The organism is Streptomyces sp. NPDC088157 (assembly GCF_044741545.1).
In the GTDB taxonomy this organism is placed as follows: Bacteria; Actinomycetota; Actinomycetes; order Streptomycetales; family Streptomycetaceae; genus Streptomyces.
Genome location: NZ_JBIUSU010000003.1, coordinates 795,625 through 821,318, shown reverse-complemented (window position 1 = coordinate 821,318; position 25,694 = coordinate 795,625). Strand labels below are relative to the sequence as shown.

At 71.2% G+C, this 25,694-nt stretch carries 21 protein-coding genes and 1 pseudogene; 11 read left to right on the top strand and 11 right to left on the bottom strand.

Annotation, left to right across the window (positions count from 1 at the left end; translation table 11 throughout):
- The first annotated feature begins 47 nt into the window (after nucleotides 1-47).
- Nucleotides 48-1,103, top strand: coding sequence for an NAD-dependent epimerase/dehydratase family protein (locus ACIPFH_RS14885; protein WP_401826423.1), 1,056 nt, complete (start codon nucleotides 48-50; stop codon nucleotides 1,101-1,103).
- Between the two features lie 6 nt (nucleotides 1,104-1,109).
- Here ACIPFH_RS14885 and ACIPFH_RS14880 read toward each other — a convergent pair whose 3' ends face one another.
- The 3 genes from ACIPFH_RS14880 to rpmF all read right to left on the bottom strand — a co-directional run bounded on the left by ACIPFH_RS14880 (nucleotide 1,110) and on the right by rpmF (nucleotide 4,898).
- Entirely contained in the window at nucleotides 1,110-3,479 is a 2,370-nt protein-coding gene (locus ACIPFH_RS14880) for an ATP-binding cassette domain-containing protein (RefSeq protein WP_401826420.1), read from the bottom strand.
- 153 nt (nucleotides 3,480-3,632) lie between these two features.
- Complete coding sequence (locus ACIPFH_RS14875; RefSeq protein ID WP_401826418.1) at nucleotides 3,633-4,646, bottom strand: LLM class flavin-dependent oxidoreductase; 1,014 nt, start codon at nucleotides 4,644-4,646, stop codon at nucleotides 3,633-3,635.
- 81 nt (nucleotides 4,647-4,727) lie between these two features.
- Nucleotides 4,728-4,898: a 50S ribosomal protein L32 gene (rpmF, locus tag ACIPFH_RS14870; RefSeq protein ID WP_401826415.1), complete on the bottom strand. Its 171-nt coding sequence runs from the start codon at nucleotides 4,896-4,898 to the stop codon at nucleotides 4,728-4,730.
- A 91-nt stretch (nucleotides 4,899-4,989) separates the two neighbouring features.
- Between rpmF and ACIPFH_RS14865 the strand changes: the two genes are divergently transcribed.
- Nucleotides 4,990-5,481 (top strand): hypothetical protein, encoded by a 492-nt coding sequence (locus tag ACIPFH_RS14865; RefSeq protein WP_401826412.1) that lies wholly within the window; start codon nucleotides 4,990-4,992, stop codon nucleotides 5,479-5,481.
- Between the two features lie 116 nt (nucleotides 5,482-5,597).
- On the opposite strand, the gene ACIPFH_RS14860 is transcribed toward ACIPFH_RS14865, so the two are convergent.
- Nucleotides 5,598-5,813: a dodecin gene (locus ACIPFH_RS14860; protein WP_356257647.1), complete on the bottom strand. Its 216-nt coding sequence runs from the start codon at nucleotides 5,811-5,813 to the stop codon at nucleotides 5,598-5,600.
- A 374-nt stretch (nucleotides 5,814-6,187) separates the two neighbouring features.
- Here ACIPFH_RS14860 and ACIPFH_RS14855 point away from each other — a divergent pair, with 374 nt between their 5' ends.
- The 3 genes from ACIPFH_RS14855 to ACIPFH_RS14845 all read left to right on the top strand — a co-directional run bounded on the left by ACIPFH_RS14855 (nucleotide 6,188) and on the right by ACIPFH_RS14845 (nucleotide 9,453).
- Nucleotides 6,188-7,549, top strand: a complete 1,362-nt coding sequence (locus ACIPFH_RS14855) for a sugar transferase (protein WP_401826409.1) — start codon at nucleotides 6,188-6,190, stop codon at nucleotides 7,547-7,549.
- A 141-nt stretch (nucleotides 7,550-7,690) separates the two neighbouring features.
- Nucleotides 7,691-8,329, top strand: coding sequence for a DapH/DapD/GlmU-related protein (locus ACIPFH_RS14850; protein WP_356257653.1), 639 nt, complete (start codon nucleotides 7,691-7,693; stop codon nucleotides 8,327-8,329).
- Nucleotides 8,326-9,453 carry a glycosyltransferase gene (locus ACIPFH_RS14845; RefSeq protein WP_401826405.1) on the top strand — a complete coding sequence of 376 codons (1,128 nt, stop codon included), beginning with the start codon at nucleotides 8,326-8,328 and terminating at the stop codon, nucleotides 9,451-9,453. The genes ACIPFH_RS14850 and ACIPFH_RS14845 overlap by 4 nt, the downstream gene beginning before the upstream one ends.
- Before the next feature lie 74 nt (nucleotides 9,454-9,527).
- Here ACIPFH_RS14845 and ACIPFH_RS14840 read toward each other — a convergent pair whose 3' ends face one another.
- Entirely contained in the window at nucleotides 9,528-10,727 is a 1,200-nt protein-coding gene (locus ACIPFH_RS14840) for a glycosyltransferase family 4 protein (protein ID WP_401826402.1), read from the bottom strand.
- A 32-nt stretch (nucleotides 10,728-10,759) separates the two neighbouring features.
- Nucleotides 10,760-11,740 (bottom strand): NAD-dependent epimerase/dehydratase family protein, encoded by a 981-nt coding sequence (locus ACIPFH_RS14835; protein ID WP_401826399.1) that lies wholly within the window; start codon nucleotides 11,738-11,740, stop codon nucleotides 10,760-10,762.
- Between the two features lie 269 nt (nucleotides 11,741-12,009).
- On the opposite strand from ACIPFH_RS14835, the gene ACIPFH_RS14830 reads away from it, so the two are divergent.
- From ACIPFH_RS14830 to ACIPFH_RS14810, 5 genes and pseudogenes are all read left to right on the top strand, one after another.
- On the top strand, nucleotides 12,010-13,491 hold the full coding sequence (locus ACIPFH_RS14830; RefSeq protein ID WP_401826396.1) for a hypothetical protein: 1,482 nt from the start codon (nucleotides 12,010-12,012) through the stop codon (nucleotides 13,489-13,491).
- Nucleotides 13,488-15,053 carry a hypothetical protein gene (locus ACIPFH_RS14825; protein WP_401826394.1) on the top strand — a complete coding sequence of 522 codons (1,566 nt, stop codon included), beginning with the start codon at nucleotides 13,488-13,490 and terminating at the stop codon, nucleotides 15,051-15,053. The genes ACIPFH_RS14830 and ACIPFH_RS14825 overlap by 4 nt, the downstream gene beginning before the upstream one ends.
- Complete coding sequence (locus ACIPFH_RS14820) at nucleotides 15,050-16,591, top strand: oligosaccharide flippase family protein (RefSeq protein WP_401826392.1); 1,542 nt, start codon at nucleotides 15,050-15,052, stop codon at nucleotides 16,589-16,591. Before ACIPFH_RS14825 ends, ACIPFH_RS14820 begins: the two co-directional genes overlap by 4 nt.
- Before the next feature lie 117 nt (nucleotides 16,592-16,708).
- On the top strand, nucleotides 16,709-18,379 hold the full coding sequence (locus tag ACIPFH_RS14815; RefSeq protein WP_401826390.1) for a fibronectin type III domain-containing protein: 1,671 nt from the start codon (nucleotides 16,709-16,711) through the stop codon (nucleotides 18,377-18,379).
- Nucleotides 18,376-18,798 (top strand): annotated as a pseudogene (locus ACIPFH_RS14810) (adenylyltransferase/cytidyltransferase family protein); the annotation flags it as partial. The gene ACIPFH_RS14815 and the pseudogene ACIPFH_RS14810, both read left to right, overlap by 4 nt.
- 15 nt (nucleotides 18,799-18,813) lie before the next feature.
- Here ACIPFH_RS14810 and ACIPFH_RS14805 read toward each other — a convergent pair.
- The gene (locus ACIPFH_RS14805; protein ID WP_401826387.1) at nucleotides 18,814-19,515 is read right to left on the bottom strand and encodes a CDP-alcohol phosphatidyltransferase family protein; all 702 of its coding nucleotides are present in this window, start codon (nucleotides 19,513-19,515) and stop codon (nucleotides 18,814-18,816) included.
- 61 nt (nucleotides 19,516-19,576) lie between these two features.
- On the opposite strand from ACIPFH_RS14805, the gene ACIPFH_RS14800 reads away from it, so the two are divergent.
- On the top strand, nucleotides 19,577-21,043 hold the full coding sequence (locus tag ACIPFH_RS14800) for a glycosyl hydrolase family 28-related protein (protein WP_401826384.1): 1,467 nt from the start codon (nucleotides 19,577-19,579) through the stop codon (nucleotides 21,041-21,043).
- 39 nt (nucleotides 21,044-21,082) lie between these two features.
- Here the strand turns inward: ACIPFH_RS14800 and egtD are convergent, their stop codons facing one another.
- Genes egtD through egtA form a run of 4 tightly spaced genes read right to left on the bottom strand, consistent with a single transcriptional unit; the run spans nucleotide 21,083 to nucleotide 25,501 of the window.
- Nucleotides 21,083-22,048 (bottom strand): L-histidine N(alpha)-methyltransferase, encoded by a 966-nt coding sequence (gene egtD / locus ACIPFH_RS14795; protein ID WP_401826382.1) that lies wholly within the window; start codon nucleotides 22,046-22,048, stop codon nucleotides 21,083-21,085.
- Nucleotides 22,045-22,836, bottom strand: a complete 792-nt coding sequence (gene egtC, locus ACIPFH_RS14790) for an ergothioneine biosynthesis protein EgtC (RefSeq protein WP_401826379.1) — start codon at nucleotides 22,834-22,836, stop codon at nucleotides 22,045-22,047. The genes egtD and egtC overlap by 4 nt, the downstream gene beginning before the upstream one ends.
- Entirely contained in the window at nucleotides 22,836-24,203 is a 1,368-nt protein-coding gene (egtB, locus tag ACIPFH_RS14785) for an ergothioneine biosynthesis protein EgtB (RefSeq protein ID WP_401826376.1), read from the bottom strand. The genes egtC and egtB overlap by 1 nt, the downstream gene beginning before the upstream one ends.
- Entirely contained in the window at nucleotides 24,200-25,501 is a 1,302-nt protein-coding gene (egtA, locus tag ACIPFH_RS14780; protein WP_356263699.1) for an ergothioneine biosynthesis glutamate--cysteine ligase EgtA, read from the bottom strand. Before egtA ends, egtB begins: the two co-directional genes overlap by 4 nt.
- Nucleotides 25,502-25,694: the final 193 nt, after the last annotated feature.

The window sequence follows — 25,694 nt, the reverse complement described above, 5'->3', positions numbered from 1 at the left end:
CGACTTGATGGGATCATGACGCGTCTCGACCTCTGAGGGGAGCGCGCGTGAACGCAGGCCCGGCCGGCCGGACGGCACTCGTGACGGGAGGCAGCGGCTTCGTGGCCGCCCATCTCGTACGGCAGCTCCTGGAGCGCGGCTACCACGTGCACACCACCGTACGCGGCACCGCCGACACCGCCAGGCTTCGGCCGCTGCGTGCCCTGGGAGACGCCCATCCCGGCCGCCTGGACCTCTTCGAGGCGAACCTCCTGACGGAGGGTTCCTTCGACGAGGCCATGAAGGGCTGCGCGGTGGTCTTCCATGTGGCGTCCCCCTTCCTCATGCCGGAGAAGATCAAGGACGGCCGACGGGACATGGTGGAGCCGGCCCTGACGGGCACCCGCAACATCCTCGCGGCCATCGAGCGCACGGAGACCGTCGAGCGCCTCGTCCTCACGTCCACGGTGGGCGCGATCTTCGGCGACTACGCCGACGTGCGGGTGATGGACGACCAGACCCTGTCGGAGAAGTACTTCAACACCACCAGCACGGTGGAGAACAACCCGTACCACTACGCCAAGACGGTGGCCGAGCGGGCCGCCTGGGAGGCGGAGGCCGCCCAGAGCCGCTGGCGCATGGTCTCCGTCAACCCCGGCCTGATCCTGGGCCCCTCCCTCACCCCCGCCTCGGACTCGGGCAGCCTGTTCCTCCTCGACGAGCTCTTCAAGGGGTACTTCTTCTACGGCGCCCCGGACTTCAGCTTCACCACGGTCGACGTACGCGACGTCGCGACGGCCCACATAGCGGCGGCGGAACGCCCCGAAGCGCACGGCCGCTACATCGTGGCAGCGCAGGAGATGACCTCCTTCCACCAGATGTCGAAAGCCCTGCTGAAACACCACCCGGGCAACCGCCGCCTGCCCCGGACCGCCCTCCCGCACTGGCCGGTGCGGATCCTCGGCCCCGCGTTCGGCCTCTCCCAGGAGTACATCCGCAACCACCTCGGCATCCGCTTCCGCGTCGACAACCGCAGAAGCACCGAGGAACTGGGCCTCACCTACCGTCCGATCGAGGAGACCCTGGTGGACCACTACCGGGCCTGGCGGGAGCAGCGGAGCTGAGCGCGGCTAGCGCGGCGCGCCCAGCGCCCTGCGCAGATACGGAGCCGTGGCGCTCCCTTCGGCCTGTGCCACCTCCCGTGGCGTCCCCGTCGCCACGATCCGACCGCCCGCGTCGCCGCCGCCGGGACCGAGGTCGATCACCCGGTCCGCGCCCGCCACCACGGACATGTCGTGCTCGACGACGATCACCGTGTGCCCGGCGTCGACCAGAGAGTGCAGCTGGCGCATGAGGACCTCGACGTCGGCCGGGTGCAGGCCGGTCGTGGGTTCGTCCAGCAGGTAGAGCGTGTGGCCGCGGCGGCCGCGCTGCAACTCGGCCGCCAGTTTGATGCGTTGGGCCTCGCCGCCGGAGAGTTCCGTCGCCGGCTGGCCGAGCCGGAGGTAGCCGAGGCCGACGTCGAGAAGGGTGGCCAGCGAACGGGAGACGGCGGGGACGTCGGCGAAGAAGTCCGCCGCCGACTCCACCGTCAGGTCCAGCACCTGCGCGATGTCGCGGTCCCGGTAGGCCACTTCGAGCGTCCCGGGGTTGTAGCGGGCCCCTCCGCAGTCCGGACAGGGCGCGTACGTACTGGGCAGGAAGAGGAGTTCGACGCTGACGAAACCCTCGCCCTGGCAGGTCTCGCAGCGCCCGCCGGACACGTTGAAGGAGAAGCGGCCGGCGCCGTAGCCCCTGGCCCGGGCCGCGTCCGTCGCCGCGAAGACCTTGCGGACCACGTCGAACAGGCCCGTGTACGTGGCCAGGTTCGAGCGCGGGGTGCGGCCGATCGGCTTCTGGTCGACCGCGACGAGCCGGCCCACGCCGGGCAGGCCTTCCGTGATCTCTCCGACGAGCGTCGACTTTCCCGAACCCGACACGCCCGTCACCGCCGTGAACACGCCGAGCCCGAACTCCGCCGTCACCGCGCGCAGGTTGTGCCGGGTCACCGGTCCCACCGTCAACCGGCCCCGGGCGGAGCGGACTTCGCGGGCGGGTGCGGCAGAGCGGTCGAACAGGAAGCGTGCCGTCGCCGACTCCGCCACCGACGCCAGATCCGCCACCGGGCCGCTGTGCAGCACGCGCCCGCCGTGCTCGCCGGCCTGGGGGCCCACGTCCACCAGCCAGTCGGCGGCGCGCATCACGTCCAGCTGGTGCTCCACCACGTACACCGAGTTGCCCGCCGCCTTCAGCCGCTCCAGCACCGTGAGCAGAGCCTCCGTGTCCGCGGGGTGCAGTCCCGCCGACGGCTCGTCCAGGACGTACACCACCCCGAACAGCCCGGAGCGCAACTGGGTCGCGAGCCGCAGCCGTTGCAGCTCGCCCGCCGACAGGGTCGGGGTGGCGCGGTCCAGGCCGAGGTAGCCCAGGCCGAGTTCGAGGACGGGAGCGATGCGGGACTTGAGGTCCTCGGTGAGGACTCGGGACGTCTCGGACGTCGCGTCGAGGAGCTGGGCCAGTTCCGCCAGCGGCAGCGCGGCCAGCTCCGCGATCGTCCGGCCCCCGAAGGTCACGGCGAGGGATTCCGGCCGCAGTCGGCCGCCACCGCACGCCGGACAGGGGACGGCCGTGAGGAAGCTCTCCGCCCTGGCCCGCAGGGTCGGGCTTTTGGAGTCCGAGAAGGTCTTCATCACATAGCGCCGGGCACTCGTGTACGTACCCTGGTAAGGGCGTTGGATACGGTCCGCGTCCCGCACCGGGTGCACCGTCACCACCGGTTGCTCGTCCGTGAACAGGATCCACCGCCGCTGCTCGGCCGGCAGTTCGCGCCACGGGACGTCGACGTCGTGGCCGAGCGCGTCGAGGATGTCCCGCAGGTTCTTGCCCTGCCAGGCGCCCGGCCAGGCGGCGATCGCGCCCTCGCGGACGGACAGCGACGGGTCCGGTACCAGCGACTCCTCGGTGGCGCGGTGGACCTCGCCCAGGCCGTGGCACTCGGGGCAGGCCCCGGCGGCCGTGTTGGGGGAGAAGGCGTCCGAGTCGAGGCGCTCCGCGCCCGCCGGGTAGTCGCCCGCCCGTGAGAAGAGCATCCGCAGGGAGTTCGACAGGTTCGTGACCGTGCCCACCGACGAGCGCGAGGTGGGCGCCGAGCGGCGCTGCTGGAGCGAGACCGCCGGGGGCAGTCCGGTGATCTCACCGACCTTCGGGGCGCCGACCTGGTGGATCAGCCGCCGCGCGTAGGGCGCGACCGACTCGAAGTAGCGGCGCTGGGCCTCCGCGTAGATCGTCCCGAACGCCAGCGACGACTTCCCGGAGCCGGACACGCCGGTGAACACGGCCACGACGTCGCGCGGGATGTCGACGTCCACGCCCCGAAGGTTGTGCTCGCGGGCTCCCCGGACCCGGACGTACCCGTCCCGCGTGGACGGCTCACCGCCGTGCGGCTCGTGTGGGCTCGGCATGAGGGGAGACTCCGTACGGATCCGCGGCCGCGCGGCCGGTGCCGGGCGGGACAAACCCCGCAATCCTATGCGCGGAGGTCGTCCGACGCCCCGTGAGCGGCTCGGAGTGGGGCCCCGTGACCGCTCGGTGAGTCGCCGCGCAGGGGCCGGCCGTCAGCCGGCGCTCCGCTCCGCGTGCACGATCCCGGCCAGCCGGCGGTAGGAGTCCAGCAGCGCGGCACGGTCGTACGTGCTGGTGGTGACCAGGACCTCCTGCGCCCCCGTCTCCTTCAGCACCGTCTCCAGTTCGTCCGCGACCTGCTCCTCGGTGCCCGCGAGGTGGCCGGTGAGGCCGGACTCGTAGAAGCCGCGTTCCTTCGCGGTCATCGACCGGGCCTCGGCCTCGCCGGCGGGCGGCAGCGGAGGGAAGGTGCCGTGGGTGCGCGAGTACGCCATCGACCAGGCCTCCGGGATCAGGAGCCGTCGTGCCGCCGCGGGCGACCCGGCCACGGCGATCGTCCCGGAGACGACGACGTACGGTTCCGGCGCCCAGGGGGAGGGCCGGAACCGGGCCCGGTAGCGGTCGATGCCGCGCCGCATCCTCTCGCGGTCGCGGAGGTCGCCGATGACCATCGGCAGACCCGCGCGGGCGGCGATCTCCGCGCCCTCGCCCATGGCCAGCACGAACGGCGGCACGGTCAGCCCCTCCGAGGGCCGCGCGTGCACCCCCGTGGGCGAAGTGCCGACGAACCAGCCGAGCAGCTCCTGGAGTTGCTCCGCGAAGTCGTCGGCGTCGTCCTTGTCCCGCCCCAGCGCCCTGCGCACCCCGTCGGTGAAGCCCACCGAGCGTCCCAGGCCCATGTCGACGCGCCCGGGGAAGAGGGACTCCAGTACGCCGAACTGCTCGGCCACGACCAGGGGCCGGTGGTTGGGCAGCATCACCCCGCCGGTGCCGACCCGGATCCGGTCCGTCGCGCCGGCCACGGCGGCGGCCAGCACGGTGGGCGCGGAGCCGGCGACCCCGGGCACGCCGTGGTGTTCCGAGACCCAGAACCGGTGGTAGCCCAGCGCCTCCGCCTCCCGCGCCAGCCGCACGGTGTCCCGGAGCGCCTCGGCGCCGGTGTGCCCCTCGCGCGTGCGCGAGCGGTCGAGGACGGAGAAGCGGGTCGAGGCGATCGCGGAGCTCATACAGACGTCAACACCGCGGAGCCCGCTGGATTCCGCGTGGCGCGATGCCGTGCCCGGGATCACCCGGTGCGCCGGCGGGGCTCAGCCAGCGGGGAGCAGCAGACTGCGCTCGTACGCCTTCCCCGGATGCTGTGGCACGAGGTGACGGACGCCGTCGAGGGTGACCGGGACGAGTCGCGGTGTGTTCGCCTTCCACCGGGCACGGCGGTGCCGGGTGTTGCTGCGGGACATCTTCCGTCCGGGGACGGCCATGGGTACCTCCTCGGTGGGCTCCGGGTGAGCCGCGAGGAAGCTACATGAAAATGGATCCCATCAACAGTGGCGGACTGTCTAGGGTGGTGGCGTGACCGACAGCAGCAAGCGGCCCGTCGCCGTCTTCGATCTGGACAACACCCTCGCCGACACGGCGCACCGGCAGCGCTTCCTGGAGCGCAGGCCGCGTGACTGGGACGCGTTCTTCGCGGCCGCGCCGCAGGACCCGCCGCTCCCCGAGGGTGTCGCGCTGGTGCTCGCCAGTGCCGAGGAGTGCGAGGTCGTCTACCTCACCGGCCGGCCCGAGCGCTGCCGGCGGGACACGCTGGAGTGGCTCTCCGCGCAGGGGCTGCCGGAGGGGCGTGTCCACATGCGGCGCAACGACGACCGCAGGCCCGCCCGGCTCACCAAGCTGGAGACGCTTCGCCGACTGGCCCGCGACCGGGACGTGCGCGTTCTGGTGGACGACGACGAGCTGGTGTGCGACGACGCCGAACGGGCGGGCTTCACCGTCGTCCGGGCGCGCTGGACCGCTCCCTCGGGCGTGCTGAAGCAGGCGCAGGAGCGCGAGGGGCGCACCTGACGGACGGCCGTACGGTCCGTCGGGGGGTCTGCCGTACGGTTCGCCGGGAGGTCGGCCGTGCGGTCTGTCGGAGGTCGGCCGTACGGGTGTGTCCGGCCCTGCGTTGACGCCCGGCGTCAGTCCGACTCGTCCAGGCGGAAGCCGACCTTCAGTCCCACCTGCCAGTGCGCGATGTCGCCGTTCTCGATCTGCCCGCGCACCTGGGTCACCTCGAACCAGTCCAGATTGCGCAGGGTCTGCGACGCGCGGGTGATGCCGTTGCGGATGGCGTGGTCGACGCCGTCCGGTGAGGTGCCGACGATCTCCGTGACCCGGTAGGTGTGGTTCGACATCAGGTGCTCCTCTCGACCGTGACGGCCTCGGCGCGTGCGTCACGCGTCACTCCACCGTGCCCCAAGCCGCGGCGGAGCGCGAGACGTCGGGTCTCCGTTCCCCTGTTCGTGGCTCTTCCTGTGGGCAGCGCACGGCGAGGGGCGAAAAGTCTGATTTAGCTACCCATCCGATGATATAAGAATCACGTCAAGGGGTGCGGCGATGCGTCTGTGGTCAATGCGGCCGCACCCGTGAACTGCGATTTGGGGGTTTGAAGGAGACCATGCGGCGGTTCAGAATCGCGATGTCCCGACAGGCGCCGATCCCCGTGGCGCGCCATCCCATCCACCGTCAGCAAACGCGGGCGCTTTGGTACCGCCCGCTCTCGGTATCCGTGGACTTCCTTGCCGCGGCCCTGCCGGTCACGGCGACGATCGTGGAGGTCCATGAACCCCACCCCTTGCGCCTGGCGGCCGTCGCGGCCCTGCTGTGGCCGCTGATCGGAGTGGTGAGCAAGCGGTACACCCCCCTGGCCTGGGGCGACGGGGGCGGACTCCGGGCGGTGATACGGGACTGGTTCGTCCTGGTCGGCGCCCTGGCGACGCTTCGTGTGGTCTGCGGACTGGGCAGTGTTCCCGCCGAGGCCTTCACCGCGCTGATTCCGGCGCTGGTCCTCACGGCGGTCTGCCAGACGATGATTCACCGTCATCTGCTGGCCGCCCGCCGCGACGCCCGCGCCCTGCGCCACGTGCTGGTCGTCGGCGAGGCCTCGGCGCTCGATGCCGTGGTCGAGCAGCTCGCCCAGCGCACCGACCACGAGTACGTCATCGTCGGAGCCTGCCCGGTGGGCGAGGGCGAGGTGCGGTCCGGGGTGCCGGTGTGCGTACAACTGCCCTGCGAGGTGCCCGAGACGCCCGAGACGGACACCGCCGCCGTACTGGGGGCGGCCGACGAACTCGGGGCCGATCTGGTCTTCGTGGCGCCGAGCCCGTACATGTCCGGCGAGCGGATCCGCCGGCTGTCCTGGGCGCTGTACGACGGGGGCCGCTCGCTCATGGTGCTGCCCGGCATCACCGACGTGGCCCGCCGACGGGTGCGGCTGACCTCGGCGGCCGGGCTCACCCTGCTGCACATCGCACCACCGCTGCAGCGCGGTGCGCACACGCTGACCAAGGCGGTCGTCGACCGGGTGGGCGCCCTGGCGCTGATCGTCCTGCTCTCGCCGCTGCTGCTCCTGCTGGCGCTGGCCGTCCCGTTCGGTTCACCCGGCCCGGTCCTCTACCGCCAGACCAGGGTGGGCAGGAACCTGGCGCCGTTCGCCATGTGGAAGTTCCGCACGATGGTGGTCGACGCGGACCGGCTCAAGGGCGGGCTGCAGGCGGAGAACGAGAACGACGGGCACATGTTCAAGATGCGCCGGGACCCCCGGGTCACCCCCGTGGGGCGCATCCTGCGCCGCTACTCACTCGACGAACTGCCCCAGTTGTTCAACATCCTGTTCGGTCACATGTCCCTGGTCGGACCGCGTCCACCGCTGCCCGAGGAGGTCGCGAAGTACAACGGAATCGAGATGCGCCGGCTGCACGTCAAACCCGGCCTGACCGGGTTGTGGCAGGTGAGTGGACGGTCCGACCTGTCCTGGCGGGAAACGGTCGCGCTCGACCTGCGTTATGTCGACAACTGGTCGCTGTCCGGGGACCTGAGCGTCATGGCCCGCACCCTTCGCGCGGTGGTGGACGGCCAGGGCGCCTACTGAGGACGGATGTGGCCCCTCGGGGCCGCATCCTCCATCCGGGCCAGTGTGCCGCCAACACGCGGTGATCGCGGATGATCCGCCCCCGAGGGCGTGAAGGATCCCGGACGTGAACGTCTTGGGCTCTCGGGAAGGGACACCGGCATGGCACAGAACGCAGCCGCACAGAATCCGTCGGCACGGACACCGGCCATACAGACCCCAGCCGCACCGGCCTCGGGCGCACGGCGATCCCTGCGCGGCTTCACGGGTGCCGGATACGAAAAGGGACGCCCCCTGCTCGTCCAGGCCTCCTGGTACGCCGCCCTCCACCTGCTGTTCGTCAAGTGGTGGTTCCCGGCCCGACTGCGGCCGGTGCTGCTGCGCGCCTTCGGCGCGCGCATCGGACAACGGGTCCTGATCCGGCGCGGGGTGCGAGTCCACTGGCCGTGGAAACTGGACGTCGGTGACGACGTCTGGATCGGCGAGGACGCCTGGATCCTCAACCTCGAACCGGTCACGATCGGCAGTGACTCCTGCGTCTCGCAGAGCGCGTTGCTGTGCACGGGCAGCCATCGTCGCCGTTCGGCCACGTTCGAGTTCGACAACGGCCCCATCCGGCTCGAGCCGGGCAGCTGGGTCGCCGCCCGCGCGGTCGTGCTGCGCGGAGTCACCGTCGGCCGGGGCGCGGTGGTGGGCGCCGGCGCCGTCGCTCACCAGGACCTCGCACCGGGTGCGGTCCTCACTACGGGCGGCCCGCCGACGACGGTTGCGGCCGCATCCGCGAAAGGAGTCAGGGCATGAGACTGGTCCATGTGGTCACGCTCGTCAGCGACGACGGGGCCTTCGGGGGCCCGACGAGTGTGGCCGTAGCCCAACTCGAGGAGTGCGCCGCCCGAGGTCACGACGTGACGCTGGTGGCGCTGTGGCGTGGCCGGGCACGGGCCGCGAAACGCATCGGCGGCGTCCGTTTCGTCTCCCGCCCCGCGCGGCGCCTCGTCCCGGGCCGGGGGTGCCTCGGACTCATGAATCCCCGGCTGCTGTGGGACCTGTGGCGGGCCATGGGGCGCGCCGACACCGTTCACCTTCACGCCGGACGCGACCTCGTCTCCCTCGCCGGGCTCGCCGTCGCCCGGCTGCGCCGCACCGAGTTCGTCACGCAGACACATGGCATGGTCGAGCCCCGCACCGGTGCCGTGGCGCGTGTCTTCGACCTTCTGTACGTGCCCCTGCTGCGCCGGGCACGCTGCTGCTTCGTGCTCACCGAGCGGGAGCGGCGGGCGCTGACCGAGGTCCTGGGCCCCGACGGACCCCCGCTCGTGCCTCTGCCCAACGGTCTGCGCCCGTCCGCCGACGGGGCGGGCACGCGTCCGCGCGACGCACACGAGGTGATCTTCCTCGCCCGGCTGCACCCGCGCAAAAGGCCCGAGGCGTTCGTAGAGATGGCCGCCCTGGTCCACAAGGAGATCCCCGAGGCGCGGTTCACCCTCTACGGGGCCGACGAAGGGTCCCTCCCAGCGGTGACCCGGCTCGTCGCCGACCGGGGCGTGGGCGAGGTGGTCTCCTACGGTGGCGCGCTGGAGCACGCCGCGGCCCTGGAGGCCTACCGGAAGGCCACCGTGTACGTCCTGCCGAGTGTGGACGAGCCGTTCCCGATGACGGTCCTGGAGGCACTGGCCGAGGGAACCCCGGTCGTGTGCACGGACAGCAGCGGTATCGCGGCCGAACTGGCGCGCAGGGAGGCGGCCCTGGTCACCGACGGCAGTCCGGAGGCCCTGGCCGACGCGGTGGCCCGACTGCTCGGCGACGAGGCGCTGCGCCGCCGGCTGGCCGACGCCGGTCGACGGGCGATCGACGAGGTCTTCTCCATCCGCGCGGTCGTGGACCAGCTCGAGAAGGTCTACCGGCCGGAACCGGGACAGGGGTGACATGAGCGCCCAGGCCGCCGGCCGCCTCGGTTCCGCCTCACCCAGGGTGAGACCGAGGCGGCCGGCGGCCCGGTTCAGCGCGCCGAGGCGCGGTTCACCGTACGGAGGATGTCCTCGAAGCGGGAGGCACAGTCCTCCAGCGCGAACTCCCGCTCGGCCAGGGCGCGGCTCTCCTTGCCCAGGGACTCGGTGCGGGCGGGGTCGGCCAGGACCTCCTGAACCCAGGCGGAGGCGTCGTCGAGCGAGGACTCCAGCGGTGGGAAGACCGCCGACCCCGCCTGTCGGAGCAACTGGGCGGCCAGGTTGTCCGCGGGCATCAGGCCGAGCACGGGGCGCCCGGCGCACAGATACGACAGGGTCTTGGACGGGACCGAGAACTCCCCCGCGTCCGCCGCCAGCAGAACGACGAGCAGATCGCCCGTGCCCAGCACCTCGGGCAGTCGCTCATAGGGCTGGAAGGGCAGCAGGGTGAGCTCGACCCCGGCGGCGGCGGCCGCCTCCCTGAGGACGGGCACGGCCGGACCGTCGTTGACGACGACGAGCCGGACCGGGTCGCCCCGCTCACGCAGTCGCTCGGCCAGTCGCACCAGCAGGACCGGGTTGTGCTTCAGGCCCAGGGTGCCGGAGTACAGCACGGTCCGCACCCCGTTCAGCCCGTGCTCCTCCGACCAGGCGTTGTCCCGGGCGACCGGGACGATCTCGTCCAGTGGTGCCCAGTTGGGAATGACCGTGACCTTGTCGGCGGTGCCCCACTGCCGGTGGACCCGTACGAAGGACTCGGCGATCACCACGATGGCCGAGGCCCGGCGCGCGGACCACTTCTCGCCCGCCCCGAAGACCTTGGCCGCGACGCCCATCGCCTTCGCGACATCCGCGGCGGCGAAGCTCTTCAGCGCGACGGCGGTCACGTCCTGGTGCCACAGCACCCAGGGGATGCGCAGCCGCCGCAGCGCGGCGGCCGCCACGACCAGCGTCGGGATGGGCATGTTGGACAGCATCACCACATCGGGCTTCTCCTGCCGCACCTGCCGGGCCAGTTCGAAGCCCAGCAGGGTCTCCTGGCGGAGCCGGTGGAAGTACGCCTCCTTCCTGAGCGCGGTGCCGTCCCCGATGGTGACGAAGCGGAGGCCGGCCGTGTCCGAGGCGAGGTCGCCCTTGCCGGAGACGTAGGCCGTGCACGTCGAGTGGACGAGGTCGTGACCGCGGCGGGCCAGTTCCCGGCTCAACTGCGCCTGGAACGGGTGGCCGCTGTAGTCGTGGACGAGGATCCTCATCGGCTCTCCCTGTCCTGGTGCTCGATCGGGCGTCACTGCTGGGAGCGCTTGACCTGGTCGTAGACCCAGGCGTAGGTCTTCTCCAGGCCGTCGACCAGGGCGACCGACGGTTCCCAGCCGTGGATCTCCCGGATCAGGGCGTTGTCGGAGTTGCGGCCGCGCACGCCCTGCGGAGCGTCGAGCACGTAGGTGCGCTCGCAGTGGACGCCCGCGATCCGCTCGACGATGTCGACGAGTTGGTTGATGGTGACCAGCTCGGACGATCCGAGGTTGACCGGCACGCCACTGTCCCCCTTCATGATCATCTGACTGCCCTGGAGGCAGTCGTCGATGTACATGAAGGAACGGCTCTGCTGACCGTCGCCCCAGATCTCGATCCGGTGGTCGCCGGAGAGGGCCGCCTCGGCCACCTTCCGGGAGACGGCGGCCGGCGCCTTCTCCCGTCCGCCGGTCCAGGTGCCCTGCGGGCCGTACACGTTGTGGTACCGGGCGACGCGGGTGACGAACCCGTAGTCCTCGCTGTAGTGCCGGCACATGCGCTCGGAGAAGAGCTTCTCCCAGCCGTAGCCGTCCTCCGGCTGCGCCGGGTAGGCGTCCTGCTCCTTGAGCGCCGTGACGTTCGGGTCGGTCTGCCGGTCGGCGGCGTACACGCAGGCGGAGGAGGAGTAGAAGTAGCGCTCCACACCGGCCTCGTGCGCCGCCTGCAGCATGTGGGTGCTGGTGAGCACCGACATCATGCAGGCGGCCTTGTTGTTCTCGATGAAGCCCATGCCGCCCATGTCGGCGGCGAGCATGTACACCTGCCGGGCGCCCTGGACGCCCGCGCGGGCGCTGTCCAGGAGCGACAGGTCGGCGACCACGTTCTCGGCGTCCTGGTGGACCTGGTACCACTCGTGACGGGGCTTGACGTCGATGGAGCGGACGGTCAGCCCCTGGGCAAGAAGGTCGCCCACGAGATGACCACCGATGAATCCCCCGCCTCCGGCGACAACGACGTCGACCTGCTTGCTCATGGCACAACTCCTCTGGGAATCCGGGGATCTGATGTGCGGTCAGTGAGACCTGCGCCAGTAAGCAATGCATGTTTGTCATGATTTAAGGTAAAAGACTCGCCGAGTGGCCCTTCGTGTCACCCGATGGCTTCGTCCCGGGATCGATGCACAAGCGATCAATGTGCTGAAGTTGATGTTTCATGCGCGTCAGGTCCAATTTTAGAGATATAGGCGCTATATATCCTTCAGTGATGTTTCAGCCTAAATACTCGCTCGGCAGAGGGGTCGGGATGCAGGACGCTCGCGTCCGCAGTGTTGCTGCGGTCTTCCTGTGGGCCGTGGTGCTGACCGTCCTGCTGCCGGGGCTGATCCTTCAGTCGCGCGGCGCGCACATGTCGGCCGCACTGGCTCTGCAAGTGGTCGTCGCGGCCCACGCCGGCGGTGCGCTCGCCCGTGTGCTCACCGCTCCAACGCTGCGGTTCGTCGCCCTCGGGTTCTGGGTGTTCGCCTACATCTGGCTCGGTCTGGCCCCCTTGGCCATGCTCGCCGTCGACGTGTACCCGTGGCCCTACCGGACCGGTGAGGGGACCGCGCTCGCGGCAGTGGCGGTCATCGAACTCGGACTGCTCGCCTACAGTGCCGGCACGGCCCTCGCCGTCCGCCGGGAGCACGCCCTCGCCGCCCGCGAGGCCACCGCCCCGCCGGGACTCCTGGAACGCCTCCTCTCCCGCCGTCTCGCGCCCTGGCGCCTGCTGGCACTCTGCGGGATCGCCCTCGCCCTCGCGGTGCTGGTGATCTCCGGCCAACCCGGTCGGCTGGGCGCGTACTTCACCAGCCGTCAGGCCATCACCGAGACCGGCGCAGAGGACGCCTCCCTACGGTCCCTGGTCACCTGGTCGCTGTCCGTGCCCGCGTTCTGGGCCCTGCTGGGCCTGTTGCGCGTACGGCTCCTGCCCGGCGGCGACCGGTGGCTGCGCGGTGTCCGCTGGCTGCTCCTGCCCGTGCTCGTCGCGCTCAACGTCGTCGTCAACAACCCCATCAGCAAGCCGAGATTCTGGGCCGGCATGGTTCTGCTGACCCTGCTGTTCTCGATTCCCCTGCTGTGCCGGCCCCGTGCCTTCCGCGTCATGGCGGCCGGGCTCGTCGCGGCGCTCCTGCTCGTCTTCCCCTACAGCGACTACTTCCGCTACAGCGACCGGGAGGACGTCGCCGTCGTCTCGCTCGCCGACCAGTTCACCAGCAACGGCGACTACGACGCGTTCCAGCAACTGCAGACCGGCCTCGACTACGTGGGGGAGAACGGATTCTCCCCCGAGGGCGTGTTCGGGCCGCCGCTGTTCATGGTGCCGCGCTCGATGTGGCCGGAGAAGCCCGAGGACACCGGTATCACCCTGGCCGGGTTCGCGGGGTACGACTTCCACAATCTCTCCGCCCCCCTGTGGATCGAGAGTTACCTGTGGGCCGGTCCCTTCGCGGTGGTCCTCGTCTTCTGTCTGCTGGGCGCGGCCGGACGGCGTGCGGACGACGTCTGCCACCGGCTGCGCGAGAGGTCGGGCACCCTCGCGGCGCTCCTGGTGCCGGCCTTCGCCTTCTACCAGATGGTCTTCCTGCGCGGCAGCCTGCTCGCCATCGCGGGCCCGCTGACGCTCCTGGTGGTCATCCCGCTGCTGATCAGCACCCCCACCGCCCGGACATCCCGGTTCCCCTCAACGGCCATGCCGACCGCACCAACCCGTCACGCATCGATCCCCGGAACAGGAGGGCACCCGTGACCGGACCCATTCACTTCGACGACCGGTACGACGAGCCGGACCAACTACGCGACCAACTGCGCCGGCTCCTGCGCCACCGCGTCCTCATCGCGCTAGGAATCCTCCTGGGAGTGCTGGGCGGGCTCGCGCTCGCCCAGCAGCGCGCCCACACCTACAGCTCCACCAGCGAAGTCCTCGTGCGATCCACCGCCGACCCGTTCGGCTCGGTGGGCGTCAGCGCGGACAACCAGGTCAGCATGACCACGGAACGTCAGATCGCCGGCAGCGCGGCCGTCGCCCTGCGCGCGGCGCGCCTCATGGGACGGCCCGACAAACAGGCCCCCTCGCTCGGGGCCCGGGTACGGGTCACCAATCCGCAGAAGTCGCAGGTGCTCCGCTTCGAGTTCACCGCCGGCGCTCCCAAGGGCGCGGCGCGCGGCGCCAACGCGTTCGCCGAGGCCTATCTCGCCGACCGCAAGAGCCGTAACCAGGCCACGGTGCAGCGGGCCACGCGCGCCCTCGACCAGCAGATCTCCGTGCTGAACCAGCAGTTGGCGGACGACCAGCTGGCCGCGAAGTCCGCCGCGCAGAACCAGCTGTACACCCTGCAGAAGCGCGTGCTGGACATCCGGTCCCGCGACACCGACGCCGGTGACGTCGTCCGCAAGGCCGTGCCCCCCACCCTCCCCGTGGGACCCGGCCTGCGGATCCTGCTCTCCCTCGGGCTGGCCTGCGGTCTCCTCCTCGGCATCCTGCTGGCCTGGGTGCGCTCCTCCCTGGACACCCGCATCCGGTCGGTCGGCGAGGCACAGGCCGCCATGGGCGCGCCGGTGCTCGGCATCCTGCCGAGGGAAGGCGGCGCGGGCGACGCGCTGCTGAAGGTCGGTCACAGGGAGGGCCTGCGGGCCGATGCCTACCGGGCGCTGGCCTTCCGCCTGCGGCAGATCGCCGGACAGGCCGGCCTCGGCCGTGTGCTCGTGGTGGCGCCCCGGCTCGCCGACGGCGCCGAGGAGGTCGCCGCCAACCTGGCCGCGGCCCTCGCGGACGACGGGGGCGAGGTGCTGCTCGTGGACGCCGCCCCCGACACCTCCGACCTCGCCGCCCGGATGCCGCTCATGCCCTACGAAGCCCCCACCCTGGAGGAGGCGTTCCTCCCGGCCGGGAGCGTCCTCGTCGACGCCGACGTCGCCGGCCGGTTCGCCTTCTCCTCGAGCGGCGCCAGCGGACCGCACTCCCGGGCGGCCAACCGGATGCTGCCCGACGGCGACTCGTCCACCGTCATCGTCACCGGGCCCTTCATCGACAACGCCGACGCGCTGGTGGTCGCTCAGCGTGTCGACGGCATCGTCGTGGTCGCCGACCTGGGCGGCACCCGGCGCGACGACCTCAGGCAGGTTCAGGAGCTGATCGGCTGCGCCGGCGGACGGCTGCTCGGGGCCGTGCTCGACGCCGGACGCCCGCGCCCGCGTCTCAACCTCCGCCGCGTTCTGCGCCGTCGCCCCAAGTACGGTCCCGCGTCGTACGACACGTCGGCCATGGACCTCCCTCTGCAGGACGGCACGCTCACGGTCTCCCGCCGGTGACGGCACCCGAAGCGACCGCTCCACCCCGCGTCGGGGCCCCGGCCCCGAGCGGGGTGGCCGCGGCCGCGCGGGGCGGGTGGTGGGGTATGGCGGGTTCCGTCGCGAACGCCGTCTTCTCGTTCCTTCTCGTCGGCCTGATCACCCGGGCCGTCGGAGCACACGGGTCGGGAGCGATCTTCACGGGCGTCGCCCTGTTCACCATTCTGAGCAGCGCCTGCAAGCTCGGCGCCGACACGGGGCTCGTTCGCTTCGTTCCGCGCGACCTCGCCGTCAACGACGGCCGCTCGGTCGGCGCGCTGCTGCGTACGGCCGTCCTGCCGGCGACCCTGGCCGGCATCGCGGCCGCCGTGCCCCTGCTGCTCTTTCCCTCGGTGGCCACCACGCTGCTGCCCCAGTTGCCGCCCTCGGACGCCGTCGCCCTGGTGCGGCTCTTCGGGCTCTTCCTGCCCGCCGCCACCGTGGGCGCGGTCCTGCTCGGCGCCACCCGGGGGTTCGGCACGGTGGTGCCGTTCGTCGGCGTGGAGCAGATCGGCAAACCGGTGTTGCGGGTGCTGATCGCGATCCCCGTGGCCTGCTACGTGCCCGGGGTGCTGTCGCTGGCCTCGGCCTGGCTGCTGCCCGCCCTGGCGGGCTCGCTGGCCGCGTGGTTCGCCCTGCGGCGCTGCCGCGCCGGCCAGGGCGTCACACGGTCCGCGGGGCACGAGCCCGTGCCCTGGCGGACCTTCTGGGGCTTTGCCGCGCCCCGCGCGATCTCCTCCGTCTTCGACATCGGCGCGGTCTGGGTCGGTGTCATTCTGCTGTCGGTCCTGGCCACGGCCGGCGAAGCGGGGGTGTACACGGCGGTGGCCCGCGTCGTCACCGCGGGCACCCTCGTCCAACTCGCGGTCCGGCTCGCCGTCGCACCTGAGATCAGCCGTCTGCTCGCCGTCGACCAGGCCGCCGAGGCGAAGGGCCTGCACCGCGTCTCGACCTGCTGGATCGTGCTCTTCTCCTGGCCGCTGTTCGTCCTCGTGGCCGGGTTCCCGCGGACTGTTCTGTCCGTCTTCGGACCGGAGTTCGCCGACGGCGCGCCCGCCCTGATGGTGTTGTGCGTCGCCTCGATGGTCAACGTCGCGGTCGGCAACGCCCAGACCGTGCTCCTCATGTCCGGCAGGAGTTCCTGGCATCTCGCGGTCACCGGGGCGGCCTTCACCGTGCAGCTGACCGTCGGCGTGCTCGCGATCCCGGCCTGGGGAGTGCTCGGCGCCGCCGTGTCCTGGGGCGCTGCCATCGTCGTGGAGAACCTCGCGGCGGCCGTGCTCGTCCGGCTGCGCCTCGGCTTCAAAACCGTGGACCGCGGCTACACGAGCGCCCTCGGCATCGTCCTGCTCGCCTCGGTGGTACTGGCGGCCGCCCACACGACGATGGGTGACACTCCGTCAGGACTCGCCGTGGGAATGGCCTTGGGGATGTGTGTATTTACTACTAGTTTGTGGAGATATCGGACGTCGCTGAGCGTGGGCGAACTGGTCGGAGTGCTCCGTCGCCGCGCTGCGTGAGCACCCAGCGGCGTCCCCTTCCCTCGCACCACTCACACCACTGCGATCCCGGGGTTTGCCTTGCGCCTGAGAAAGCTTCGTAAGAAATCGGCCACGAGGGCCGCCGTCACAGTCCTCGTGTGCACCACCGCCCTGCTCGACGCCTCCCTGGCCGCGGCCGCCGGCCGTGACCCCGGGACGCTCGCAGCCGATGCGCTGGCCACCTGGCAGACGGACGGCATCGTCTGGTCGCTGGCCGCCGCGAACGGTGTCGTCTACGTCGGCGGAACCTTCGAAACGATCCGCCCGCCCGGTGCCCCGCGCGGCCAGGGTCAGGTGGCGCGCCACAACTTCGCCGCGTTCGACGCCGGCACCGGCAAGCTGCTGCCCTGCGCCCCGTCGTTCACCGGTCTCAACCACTCCGTGCGAGCCATGAAGGCCTCTCCCGACGGCCGGGTGCTGTACGTCGGCGGTTCCTTCAACCGCGCCGGATCCGCCCGGGTGGCCAACGTGGCCGCCATCGACACCGCGGGCTGCTCCGTGCGCAAGGAGTTCCATCCGGCGGTGTCCGCCACGATCCGGGCCATCGAGGCCACGAGCGGCGCGGTGTACCTGGGGGGTGACTTCGGCCGGGTCGACGGCCAGGTCAGGAACCGCATCGCAGCGGTCAGCCCCAAGGGCGCCCTGCTGCCGTTCAAGGCGGACGTCGACCAGCCGGTGCGTGCCCTGTCGGCCGCGCCCTCGCACGGAAGGCTCTTCGTCGGAGGCGACTTCGAGTCGGTCAACGGACAGCAGGCCCGCTCGCTGGTCGCCCTGAACCCCACCAGCGGTGCGACGGTGCTCTCCTACCCGGGCTGGTTCCCGTCCCAGTCGTCGGTGAAGACGATCGCCCGCGACGACAGCCGCTTCTTCGTGGGCGCGGAGGGCCACGGGCCGGGCATCTACGACGGCCGTATCGCGGGCCGGCTCGCCAACGGCACGATGGTGTGGAAGGACACCTGCTTCGGCGCCACCCAGGCCGTGGTGCCCTTCAACGGTGTCCTCTACAGCGCGTCGCACGCGCACAACTGCAACGAGACGCCGGGTGGGTTCCCCGACAGGGGAGACCGGCAGCACCTCCTGGCCCAGTCCGTCACGGACCGCAGGATCCTGCACTGGTTCCCCGACACCAACGGCGGACTCGGCGAGGAGGTGGGCCCCCGAGCCCTGGTGGTGTCCAAGGGTGTCCTGTGGGTGGGGGGTGAGTTCACCCAGGTCAACGAGCAACCGCAGCAGGGACTCACCCGCTTCGGGAGCCGCGACACCGGAGCCCCGAAGGTGCCCAACCTCTCCCTGTCCGCAGCCACGGCCGACAAGGTCACCCTCGCCTGGCGCGCCACCTGGGACCGGGACGACGCGTCACTGACGTACAGGATCTACCGGGACGGGAAACTCGTGGCACGCCAGACCAAGCGGTCCACTTATTGGGACCTTCCGAAGATGACCTACACCGACCCGGTGAGCGCCGGTTCCCGGCACAGCTACCGCATCGAGGTGACGGACGGCACGAACACCTCGGCCAAGTCCCGTCCCCTGAGCGTGACCGTGCCGAAGAAGCCCGTGGAGCGCGTCGCGGGCAACGAGGCGCCCACGCCGTCGAAGGCCTCGAAGCGAGTCGCGGACAACGACGCGACGGCGCCGTCGAAGGCCCAGGAGCGAGTCGCGGACAACGACGCGACGGCGCCGTCGAAGGCCCAGGAGCGAGTCGCGGACAACGACGCGACCGCGCCGTCGAAGGCCCAGGAGCAGTTCGCGGGTGAGGAGCGATGACACGCATCGGATTCGCGCCGGGGGTCTACGACCTGTTCCACATCGGACACCTCAACATCCTGCGGGAAGCGCGCCGGCACTGCGACAAACTCGTCGCGGGGGTGACCTCCGACGCCCTGGTCAGTCACCTGAAGGGCCGGCCTCCGGTCGTTCCGCTCTCCGAGCGTCTGGACATCGTCCGCAGTGTGCGCTTCGTGGACGAGGCCGTGGTGGAGACGGACGTCGACAAGTTGAAGACCTGGGCGCGGGTCAACTTCCACGTCATCTTCAAGGGCGACGACTGGAAGGGAACGCCCAAGTGGGAGGAGTTCGAGCGCCGCTTCGCGCAGGTCGGCGTCGAAGTCGTCTACTTCCCGTACACCATGCACACCTCCAGCAGCCTGCTGCGCGGAGCCCTGCAACTGCTCTCCGCGCAACCGTCGCCGGGGATTCCCTCAGCTCAGTTCCCGGTACCACTTCACGAGGAAGGCGGCCATGAACAGCACGTGGGCCAGCAGCAGCGTGCAGTACACCGGGAGGAAGAGGTCCTGGCTCCCCAGGAATAGGAAGCTGAGGCAGGTCAGGCCGTAGTCGACCGGCAGCAGCAGCACGGACCGCAGGGCAGGGGGCGACCCCGCCGGGACTTCGCCCGGCGTCAGCCGTTTGAGCTTCTCCGTCAGGATCCCGGCGAAGAAGATCACCACGGCCGCGAGCTGGAAGAGCATCGGTGCCAGCAGAAGGGCCGGGCTGGGCAGGGCGAAGAACCGGTAGAACGACACCAGCACCGCCATATGGAGGGTGACGATCTTGGCGCAGTCCAGGACATGGTCGAGCCACTCACCCGACGGACTCCCCGAGCGCTGGCCTCGCGCCAGCTGACCGTCCGCCGCGTCCAGCGCGAATCCCACGGCCAGTGACGCGGCGACGCAGACCGCCATCATCGGTCCGGGCGGCAGCAGGGCCACCGCGGCCAGTGCCGGGAAGGTGAATACGGCCGCGAGGACGGTCAGCTGATTGGGTGTCGCCCCCACCCGGTAGGCCAGCGCGGCCAGGACACGGCCGGCCGGCCGGTTGACGAACCGAGTGTAGAGCGATGTCCCCTTCGCGGGCTTCTGCGCCGCCGACAGCTGCCTGAGTACCTCGGCAAACTCGGTCATTGTCTCCCTTAATGTAGAAATCGCTTGAAAGAAGGCAATTATGGCAGAACGGGAAGGCGGGATGTCTCGTGTCAGCCGTCGGCAACTTCTGCGTGGCGGACTGACGGTGCTGGCCGCGACGGCCCTCACCGGCCACACCGCGTCCGCCGCCGTGGGACCGGGAGGAGTCCCCGCGGGACCCGTCGGCGCCGACGGGCCCTGGCGGAACGGCGCCTCCGTCGACCTCTTGTCGCGCGTGATCAACGTGGCCGACCTCGGAGCGGTGGGGGACGGACGCGTCGACGACACCGCGGCGTTCGAGCTCGCCTACTCGCTCGCCGCCGCCCGGGTGTTCCGCGGGGTCGGACGCACGGTGATCGAGATCCCCGCCGGCGAGTACCTCATCACGCGCCCGAACGCGCTGCTGAACGGCGTCGCCCCGCTGCGGTCGGCGAACGGACTGCGTTTCTCCGGAGCGGGCAAGCGCATGACGACGCTGGTCTTCCGCCCGGACGAGGGCCCGGGCTCCTATCTGTGCCGCAACGAGGACATCTGGTCCAACGTGTCCTTCGAGCGCATGCAGTTCCGCTCGGCCACGCCGGGCGCGTCCTTCTTCAGCTCGTACTCCACAGGGCAGGCGCAGGACTACCGGTTCTCGGAGTGCGAGTGGATGGGGGAGTGGGAGTACGGGGTCGCCCTGGACGGCACGGACACCAACTCAGAGATGCAGTGGGACGCCTGCCGGGTCGGCGGCAGCTATCGCCGTGCGTTCCTGTACTCGGGGGTCACCGGACGCAAGCAGGACCCCAACGACCAGGACCAGTTCCTCAACTACTGGTTCACCGACATGAAGGTCGAGTACGAATGGGGCAACTTCCTCGAATTCCCCTACGGCGGATCCATCGCCTGCCGGGGCGGCTCCTACATCATCACCGGCACGCGACCGCAGGGCACCGAGGAGTACGGCACCAGCAGTACGTTCTTCCGCTTCCCGGTCGCCCAGCACCACGACTCGGTGCAGCGGTTCCACGCGCAGGACATCCGGTTCGAGGTGCGCAACCCGGACGTGCGCGTCATCGACTGCCTGTGGAAGAGCGGCACGGTCCACTTCAGTGACTGCGACGACACCGGCGTCGCCTTCAAGGACTTCGCCCCCGAAGTCCGCCCGCATCGCTACACGGTGGGGCCGAGAGGACCGCTGATCCACTACGAATCCTGCCAGTTGGCGGGCCGTCACGAGTACCGGACGACCGGCCAGGAGGAGCCCCTCCCGGCCGTCGCCCGCTACGACATGTGCTTGCTGCGCAGTCACGAGGCGAGCGAGTTCGTGGTCGTCCAAGGCACCGTCGGGCGCGACTTCGTCAGCTTCGTCGACTGTCTGGAGCCCGGCGACCCGCCGGCGCCGGTGGCGCCCGACGGCCCGGCGACGCCCGACGGCCCGTTGGCACCCGACGGCCCGTTGGCGCCCGACGGCCCGGCGCCCGCCGATCAGGCCGCCACACCGGCTCCGGACCCGTCTCCTCCCGCCGCGGCCGCGGCCGGCAGATGACGGGCCGGAGGGCGCTCGCCCCAGGTGCTCAGGGTGTTGTCATCGGCGCGCCACGCTCAGCGACAGTGCGAAGCGGCCCGCGCCGTCCGTCCACCAATGGGACAGATCCAGTCCGGCGTCGGCCAGTTCCGCGCGTACTCCCTCCTTCCGGAACTTCGCCGACACCTCGGTGCGCAGTTCCTCGCCGGCCGCGAAGTCGACGGCGAGGTCGAGCGCGGGCACCTTCACGGTCTGCGCCGGCATGGAGCGCAGCCGCATCTCGATCCACTCGTTCTCCGCGTCCCAGAGCGCGACGTGTGCGAACGCCGCGGGATCGAAGTCGGCGCCCAGTTCGCGGTTGACCACGGTCAGCACGTTCCGGTTGAAGGCGGCAGTCACCCCGGCCGCGTCGTCGTACGCCCGCACCAGCACCCCCTCGTCCTTGACGAGGTCGGTGCCCAGCAGCAGCGCGTCGCCCGGCGCCAGCAGCGCGCGCACCGTGGCCAGGAACACCGCGCGCTCGGCCGGCAGCAGGTTGCCGATCGTGCCGCCGAGGAACGCCACGAGGCGCGGGCCCGGGGTGTCGGGCAACGCCAGAGCGGCGGTGAAGTCGGCGATCAGGGCGTGGACGTCCAGCCCCGGCCGTTCGGCGATCAGAGCCTGTCCGGCCTGGGTGAGGGCGCTCTCGCTGACGTCGACGGGCACGTACGTGTCCAGGTCGGTCAGCGCGTCGATCAGGTAGCGGGTCTTCTCCGAGGAGCCCGAGCCGAGTTCGACGAGCGTGCGGGCGCGGGCCGCGGCCGCGATCTCGCCGGCCCGGTCCACGAGGATCTCGCGCTCGGCGCGCGTCGGGTAGTACTCGGGCAGTTCGGTGATCTGCTCGAACAGTTCGCTGCCGTGTGCGTCGTAGAACCACTTCGGCGGCAGCGTCTTCGGGGTTTCGGTGAGGCCACGCAGGACGTCGGCGCGCAGGGCGGCGTCCGTGGCGTCCTCGGGGAGGGTACGGGTGATCTGGAACGGGCTCACGTGCCGATCTCCTTGGGAGGTGCGGATGCCGTGTCCGTGCTCGGTTCCTTCAGCGGGGTGAGCAGGACGTCGGCGCGGCTCGCCGCGAGCAGGGTGCGGTCGGGGACCTCCTGCCAGTGCGGATCGTCGTCGTACGGTTCGGAGGCCACGACCGTGCCCCGGCCGGGCTCGGCCAGATACCAGAGGGTGTCGCCCCAGGCGGTCGCGGTGACGGACTCCCCGTCGGTGAGGAGCAGGTTGAGGCGTGAACCGGGAGCGGCCGCCGCGACCTCGAGGACCGTGTCCGCCAGCGCCTGGCTCCCGGTGTCCCCGGCGCGCAGCCGGGCGAGGACCAGCGCCCAGACGAACGCGGAGTCGTTGCGCGCCTCCATCGACAGCAGGTCCGCGGCGGGCAGCGAACCGGTGAGCGCCTCCAGTGAGCGCGGCCAGCCCGGGACCGCCCCGTTGTGGCTGAACAGCCAGGTCCCGGCCGCGTACGGCGCCGCCGCGGCCTCCGCGTCGGCGCCGGCCAGCGTCGCGTCCCGTACGGCGGCCAGCAGCGCCCGGCTGCGTACGACCCGGGCCAGGTCGGCGAAGGACAGGTCCGCCCAGATGGGCCCGGCCCGGCGGTAGCGGGCCGGCACCGGGTCTCCCTCGGCGTACCAACCCACCCCGAAACCATCCGCGTTGACCGTCCCGTACCGCTGTCGCCGGGGCGCCCAGGACTGGTGGTACAGACTGTGCGGCGGCTCCTTGAGGAGTCGGCCGAGCGGCTCTTCGGGCCCCAGGTAGGCCAGGTGACGGCACATCAGGCGGATTCCGAGCGGGCCGTGCGGAACCCGGAGAAGATCTGCCGCCGGATCGGGTAGTCCCAGTTGCGGAACGTGCCCCGGCAGGCCACCGGATCCACCGCGAACGAACCGCCGCGCAGCACCTTGTGCTCGGGGCCGAAGAACACCTCCGAGTACTCCTTGTACGGGAACATCTCGAATCCCGGATACGGAAGGAAGTCGCTGGACGTCCATTCCCATACGTCACCGATCAACTGCCGCACCCCGAGCGGGGACTCACCGGCCGGGTAGCTGCCCGCCGGGGCCGGGCGCAGATGCCGCTGGCCCAGGTTGGCGTGTTCGGGGGCGGGGTCGGCGTCGCCCCACGGGTAGCGCATCGAGCCGCCGGTCGCCGGATCGAATCGGGCCGCCTTCTCCCACTCGGCCTCGGTGGGCAGCCGGCGTCCGGCCCAGCGGGCGTAGGCGTCGGCCTCGTACCAGCACACGTGCAGTACCGGCTCGTCGGACGGCACGACCTCGGTGACTCCGAAGCGTCGGCGCAGCCACTGCCCACCGTCACGGTGCCAGAACAGCGGTGCGTGGACGCCGCTGCGGCGGATGTGCGCCCAGCCCTCCTTCGTCCACCAGCGCTCGTCGTCGTACCCGCCGTCCTCGATGAACGCCTGGTACGCGCCGTTCGTCACCGGGGTGGTGTCGATGTGGAAGGGCGCCACCTCGCGCCGGTGCGCGGGCCGTTCGTTGTCCAGCGCCCACGGTTCGCCGACGGCGCCCATCGTGAACGGGCCGCCGGGCACGAGGACTTCGGCCGGGCCGGTGAACAGCGGTACCGGCTCCGGGTCGGGTGCGGTCAGGGCCTGCGGGCCCGTACGGAGCTGATGGGTGATCAGCATCGTCTCGTCGTGCTGCTGTTCGTGCTGCGCGATCATCCCGAAGGCGAATCCGGCTTCCGTCAGCCGGGTGCCGCCGAAGTCGGCCGACTCCAGCACGTCCATCACCCGGCCGCGCACCTCCGCGGCGTACCGGCGGGCCTCCACGGGCGGCAGCAGCGGCAGGGAGGGCCGTTCGGCGCGGGAGTGCTCGAAGGCGTCGTACAGGCCGTCGATCTCGGGGCGCATCGCCTCACGGCCGGCCACCGTGCGCAGCAGCCACAACTCCTCCTGGTTGCCGATGTGCGCGAGGTCCCACACCAGTGGGGACATCAGCGGGGAGTGCTGGGCGGTGAGGTCCGGCTCCTCGACGCAGCTGGTCAGCAGCGTGGTGCGCTCCCGGGCCGTGGTGAGGGAGGCGAGCACGCGGGTGCGGAGGGCGTCCGCGTCCAGGGCGGCGTCGACGTCCGGGGCGTCGACGTCCAGGGCGGGCCCGGTGTCCAGAGCGGGGTCGGTCATGTGCTGAGGTCCTTCCCGTACGCGCGGGTGTCCGTGCCGCGCAGGCGGTCGAGCTGGTCGTCGGCGGGCGTACGGCCTCTGAGGACGTAGCGCTCCAGGTAGTCCGTCACGGCCTCCATCACCGCCTCGGTGGCGCCGAGACGGGGCAGGGCACGCAGGGCCGTGCCGAAGCAGGCCACGGCGGCCTCGTGCAGCTCCGGGTCGGTCAGCCCGTACCGGGCCGCGTCGATCCACAGCGGATTGTGCGGGGCCGGCAGCGGCTGGGCGCGCTCGGCCAGCGGCTTCACCGTGCGGTAGACGATCTCGGCGGCCTCCGGGTCGTCGAACAGCGCCGTCGTCACGGCGAGCGGCACGATCCAGCCGTCGTCGCCGGGCTGTGCGTCGATCATGCGCAGTTCCAGGTGGCCGCGCGGTCTGACCGGGGGGAAGAGGGTGGTGAGGTGGTAGTCGAGATCCTCCCGGGTCGGTGCTCCCGTCCGGGTCCACTGCCGGAAGGTGAGCCTGTCGGGCACTTCCCACGGCCCGCTCTCGCGCCGGACGCACATCACCGGCGCGTCCAGCACGTGCCGGGCCCAGGTGGTGCGCGGATCGCCGTCCAGCGGGGGGCCGCCCGCGCGGCCGGCGCCGATCTCCATCCACAGCAGCTGCCGGGTGGAACGCCAGCCGGTGGGGGCGCCGGCGAGCAGCGGCGAGTTGGCGAAGGCCGCCACCAGTACCGCGCCCAAGGTGTTCGCCAGCCACCAGCGCCGCCCGTGCCCCAGGGGGCCGGGCTCCTCGTGGCCGGCGTCCAGGCAGACCTGCACGGAGGCCGAGGCGCACATCATGGCCCGGCCGGCCGGGCCCGTGCGGTCGAGGCACGCTTCCATGGCGTCGTAGCGGGGCTCGCGCAGGAACCGCCGGGGTGTTCGCCAGGGATCGGTGCCGTTGCCCGAGAGGGCGAGTCCGTGCTCTGCCAGGGCCGCGCGGACGAGGGCCAGATCGGCGGAGACGGTGCCCACGCACTCCATCAGGGAGGCGGCGGGCGGTGAGCTCAGTTCCAGCTGGCCGCCGGGTTCGACGGTGAGCGGAGAGCTCAGGGGCACGGTCCGCAGTGCGGCGTAGACCGTTTCGAGTCGTTCGGGTGTGACGGGGAGCTGCGGCGCGCGCAGCTCGTGGACGAGCCATTCCACTTCGACCCCGACGGTGCGGGGCGGGCCGGTCTTGAAACAGATGCCCCTGACCAGGGCCTCCACCTCGGCTTCGGTGAGGGCGCTGCGGGACTCCGTCTCGTCGGTACAGTCACTGACCGAGTCGGACATGTCGGGATCCTCCTGAGATTCCACCATGCCACCGGTCCGGCCTCGGTGCGGCCGGACCGGCGTCGCTCGTCCCAGCCAAAACCCTCGAACGGATTCGTACAAGGGGGCACAACGGTGCATAGGGGATCGGGTTCGAGCTGTTTCCCCGGCGTTCCCGGCCGGTCCGCGGAGTGTTCCCCGGTCCGGGAAACTC

Excerpts from the sequence above, each read along its gene's own strand:
- ACIPFH_RS14880 (WP_401826420.1), bottom strand. The coding sequence starts at position 3,479 with ATGCCGAGCCCACACGAGCCGCACGGCGGTGAGCCGTCCACGCGGGAC.
- ACIPFH_RS14875 (WP_401826418.1), bottom strand. The coding sequence starts at position 4,646 with ATGAGCTCCGCGATCGCCTCGACCCGCTTCTCCGTCCTCGACCGCTCG.
- rpmF (WP_401826415.1), bottom strand. The coding sequence starts at position 4,898 with ATGGCCGTCCCCGGACGGAAGATGTCCCGCAGCAACACCCGGCACCGC.
- ACIPFH_RS14860 (WP_356257647.1), bottom strand. The coding sequence starts at position 5,813 with ATGTCGAACCACACCTACCGGGTCACGGAGATCGTCGGCACCTCACCG.
- ACIPFH_RS14850 (WP_356257653.1), top strand. The coding sequence starts at position 7,691 with ATGGCACAGAACGCAGCCGCACAGAATCCGTCGGCACGGACACCGGCC.
- ACIPFH_RS14845 (WP_401826405.1), top strand. The coding sequence starts at position 8,326 with ATGAGACTGGTCCATGTGGTCACGCTCGTCAGCGACGACGGGGCCTTC.
- ACIPFH_RS14840 (WP_401826402.1), bottom strand. The coding sequence starts at position 10,727 with ATGAGGATCCTCGTCCACGACTACAGCGGCCACCCGTTCCAGGCGCAG.
- ACIPFH_RS14835 (WP_401826399.1), bottom strand. The coding sequence starts at position 11,740 with ATGAGCAAGCAGGTCGACGTCGTTGTCGCCGGAGGCGGGGGATTCATC.
- ACIPFH_RS14830 (WP_401826396.1), top strand. The coding sequence starts at position 12,010 with ATGCAGGACGCTCGCGTCCGCAGTGTTGCTGCGGTCTTCCTGTGGGCC.
- ACIPFH_RS14805 (WP_401826387.1), bottom strand. The coding sequence starts at position 19,515 with ATGACCGAGTTTGCCGAGGTACTCAGGCAGCTGTCGGCGGCGCAGAAG.
- ACIPFH_RS14800 (WP_401826384.1), top strand. The coding sequence starts at position 19,577 with ATGTCTCGTGTCAGCCGTCGGCAACTTCTGCGTGGCGGACTGACGGTG.
- egtC (WP_401826379.1), bottom strand. The coding sequence starts at position 22,836 with ATGTGCCGTCACCTGGCCTACCTGGGGCCCGAAGAGCCGCTCGGCCGA.
- egtB (WP_401826376.1), bottom strand. The coding sequence starts at position 24,203 with ATGACCGACCCCGCTCTGGACACCGGGCCCGCCCTGGACGTCGACGCC.
- egtA (WP_356263699.1), bottom strand. The coding sequence starts at position 25,501 with ATGTCCGACTCGGTCAGTGACTGTACCGACGAGACGGAGTCCCGCAGC.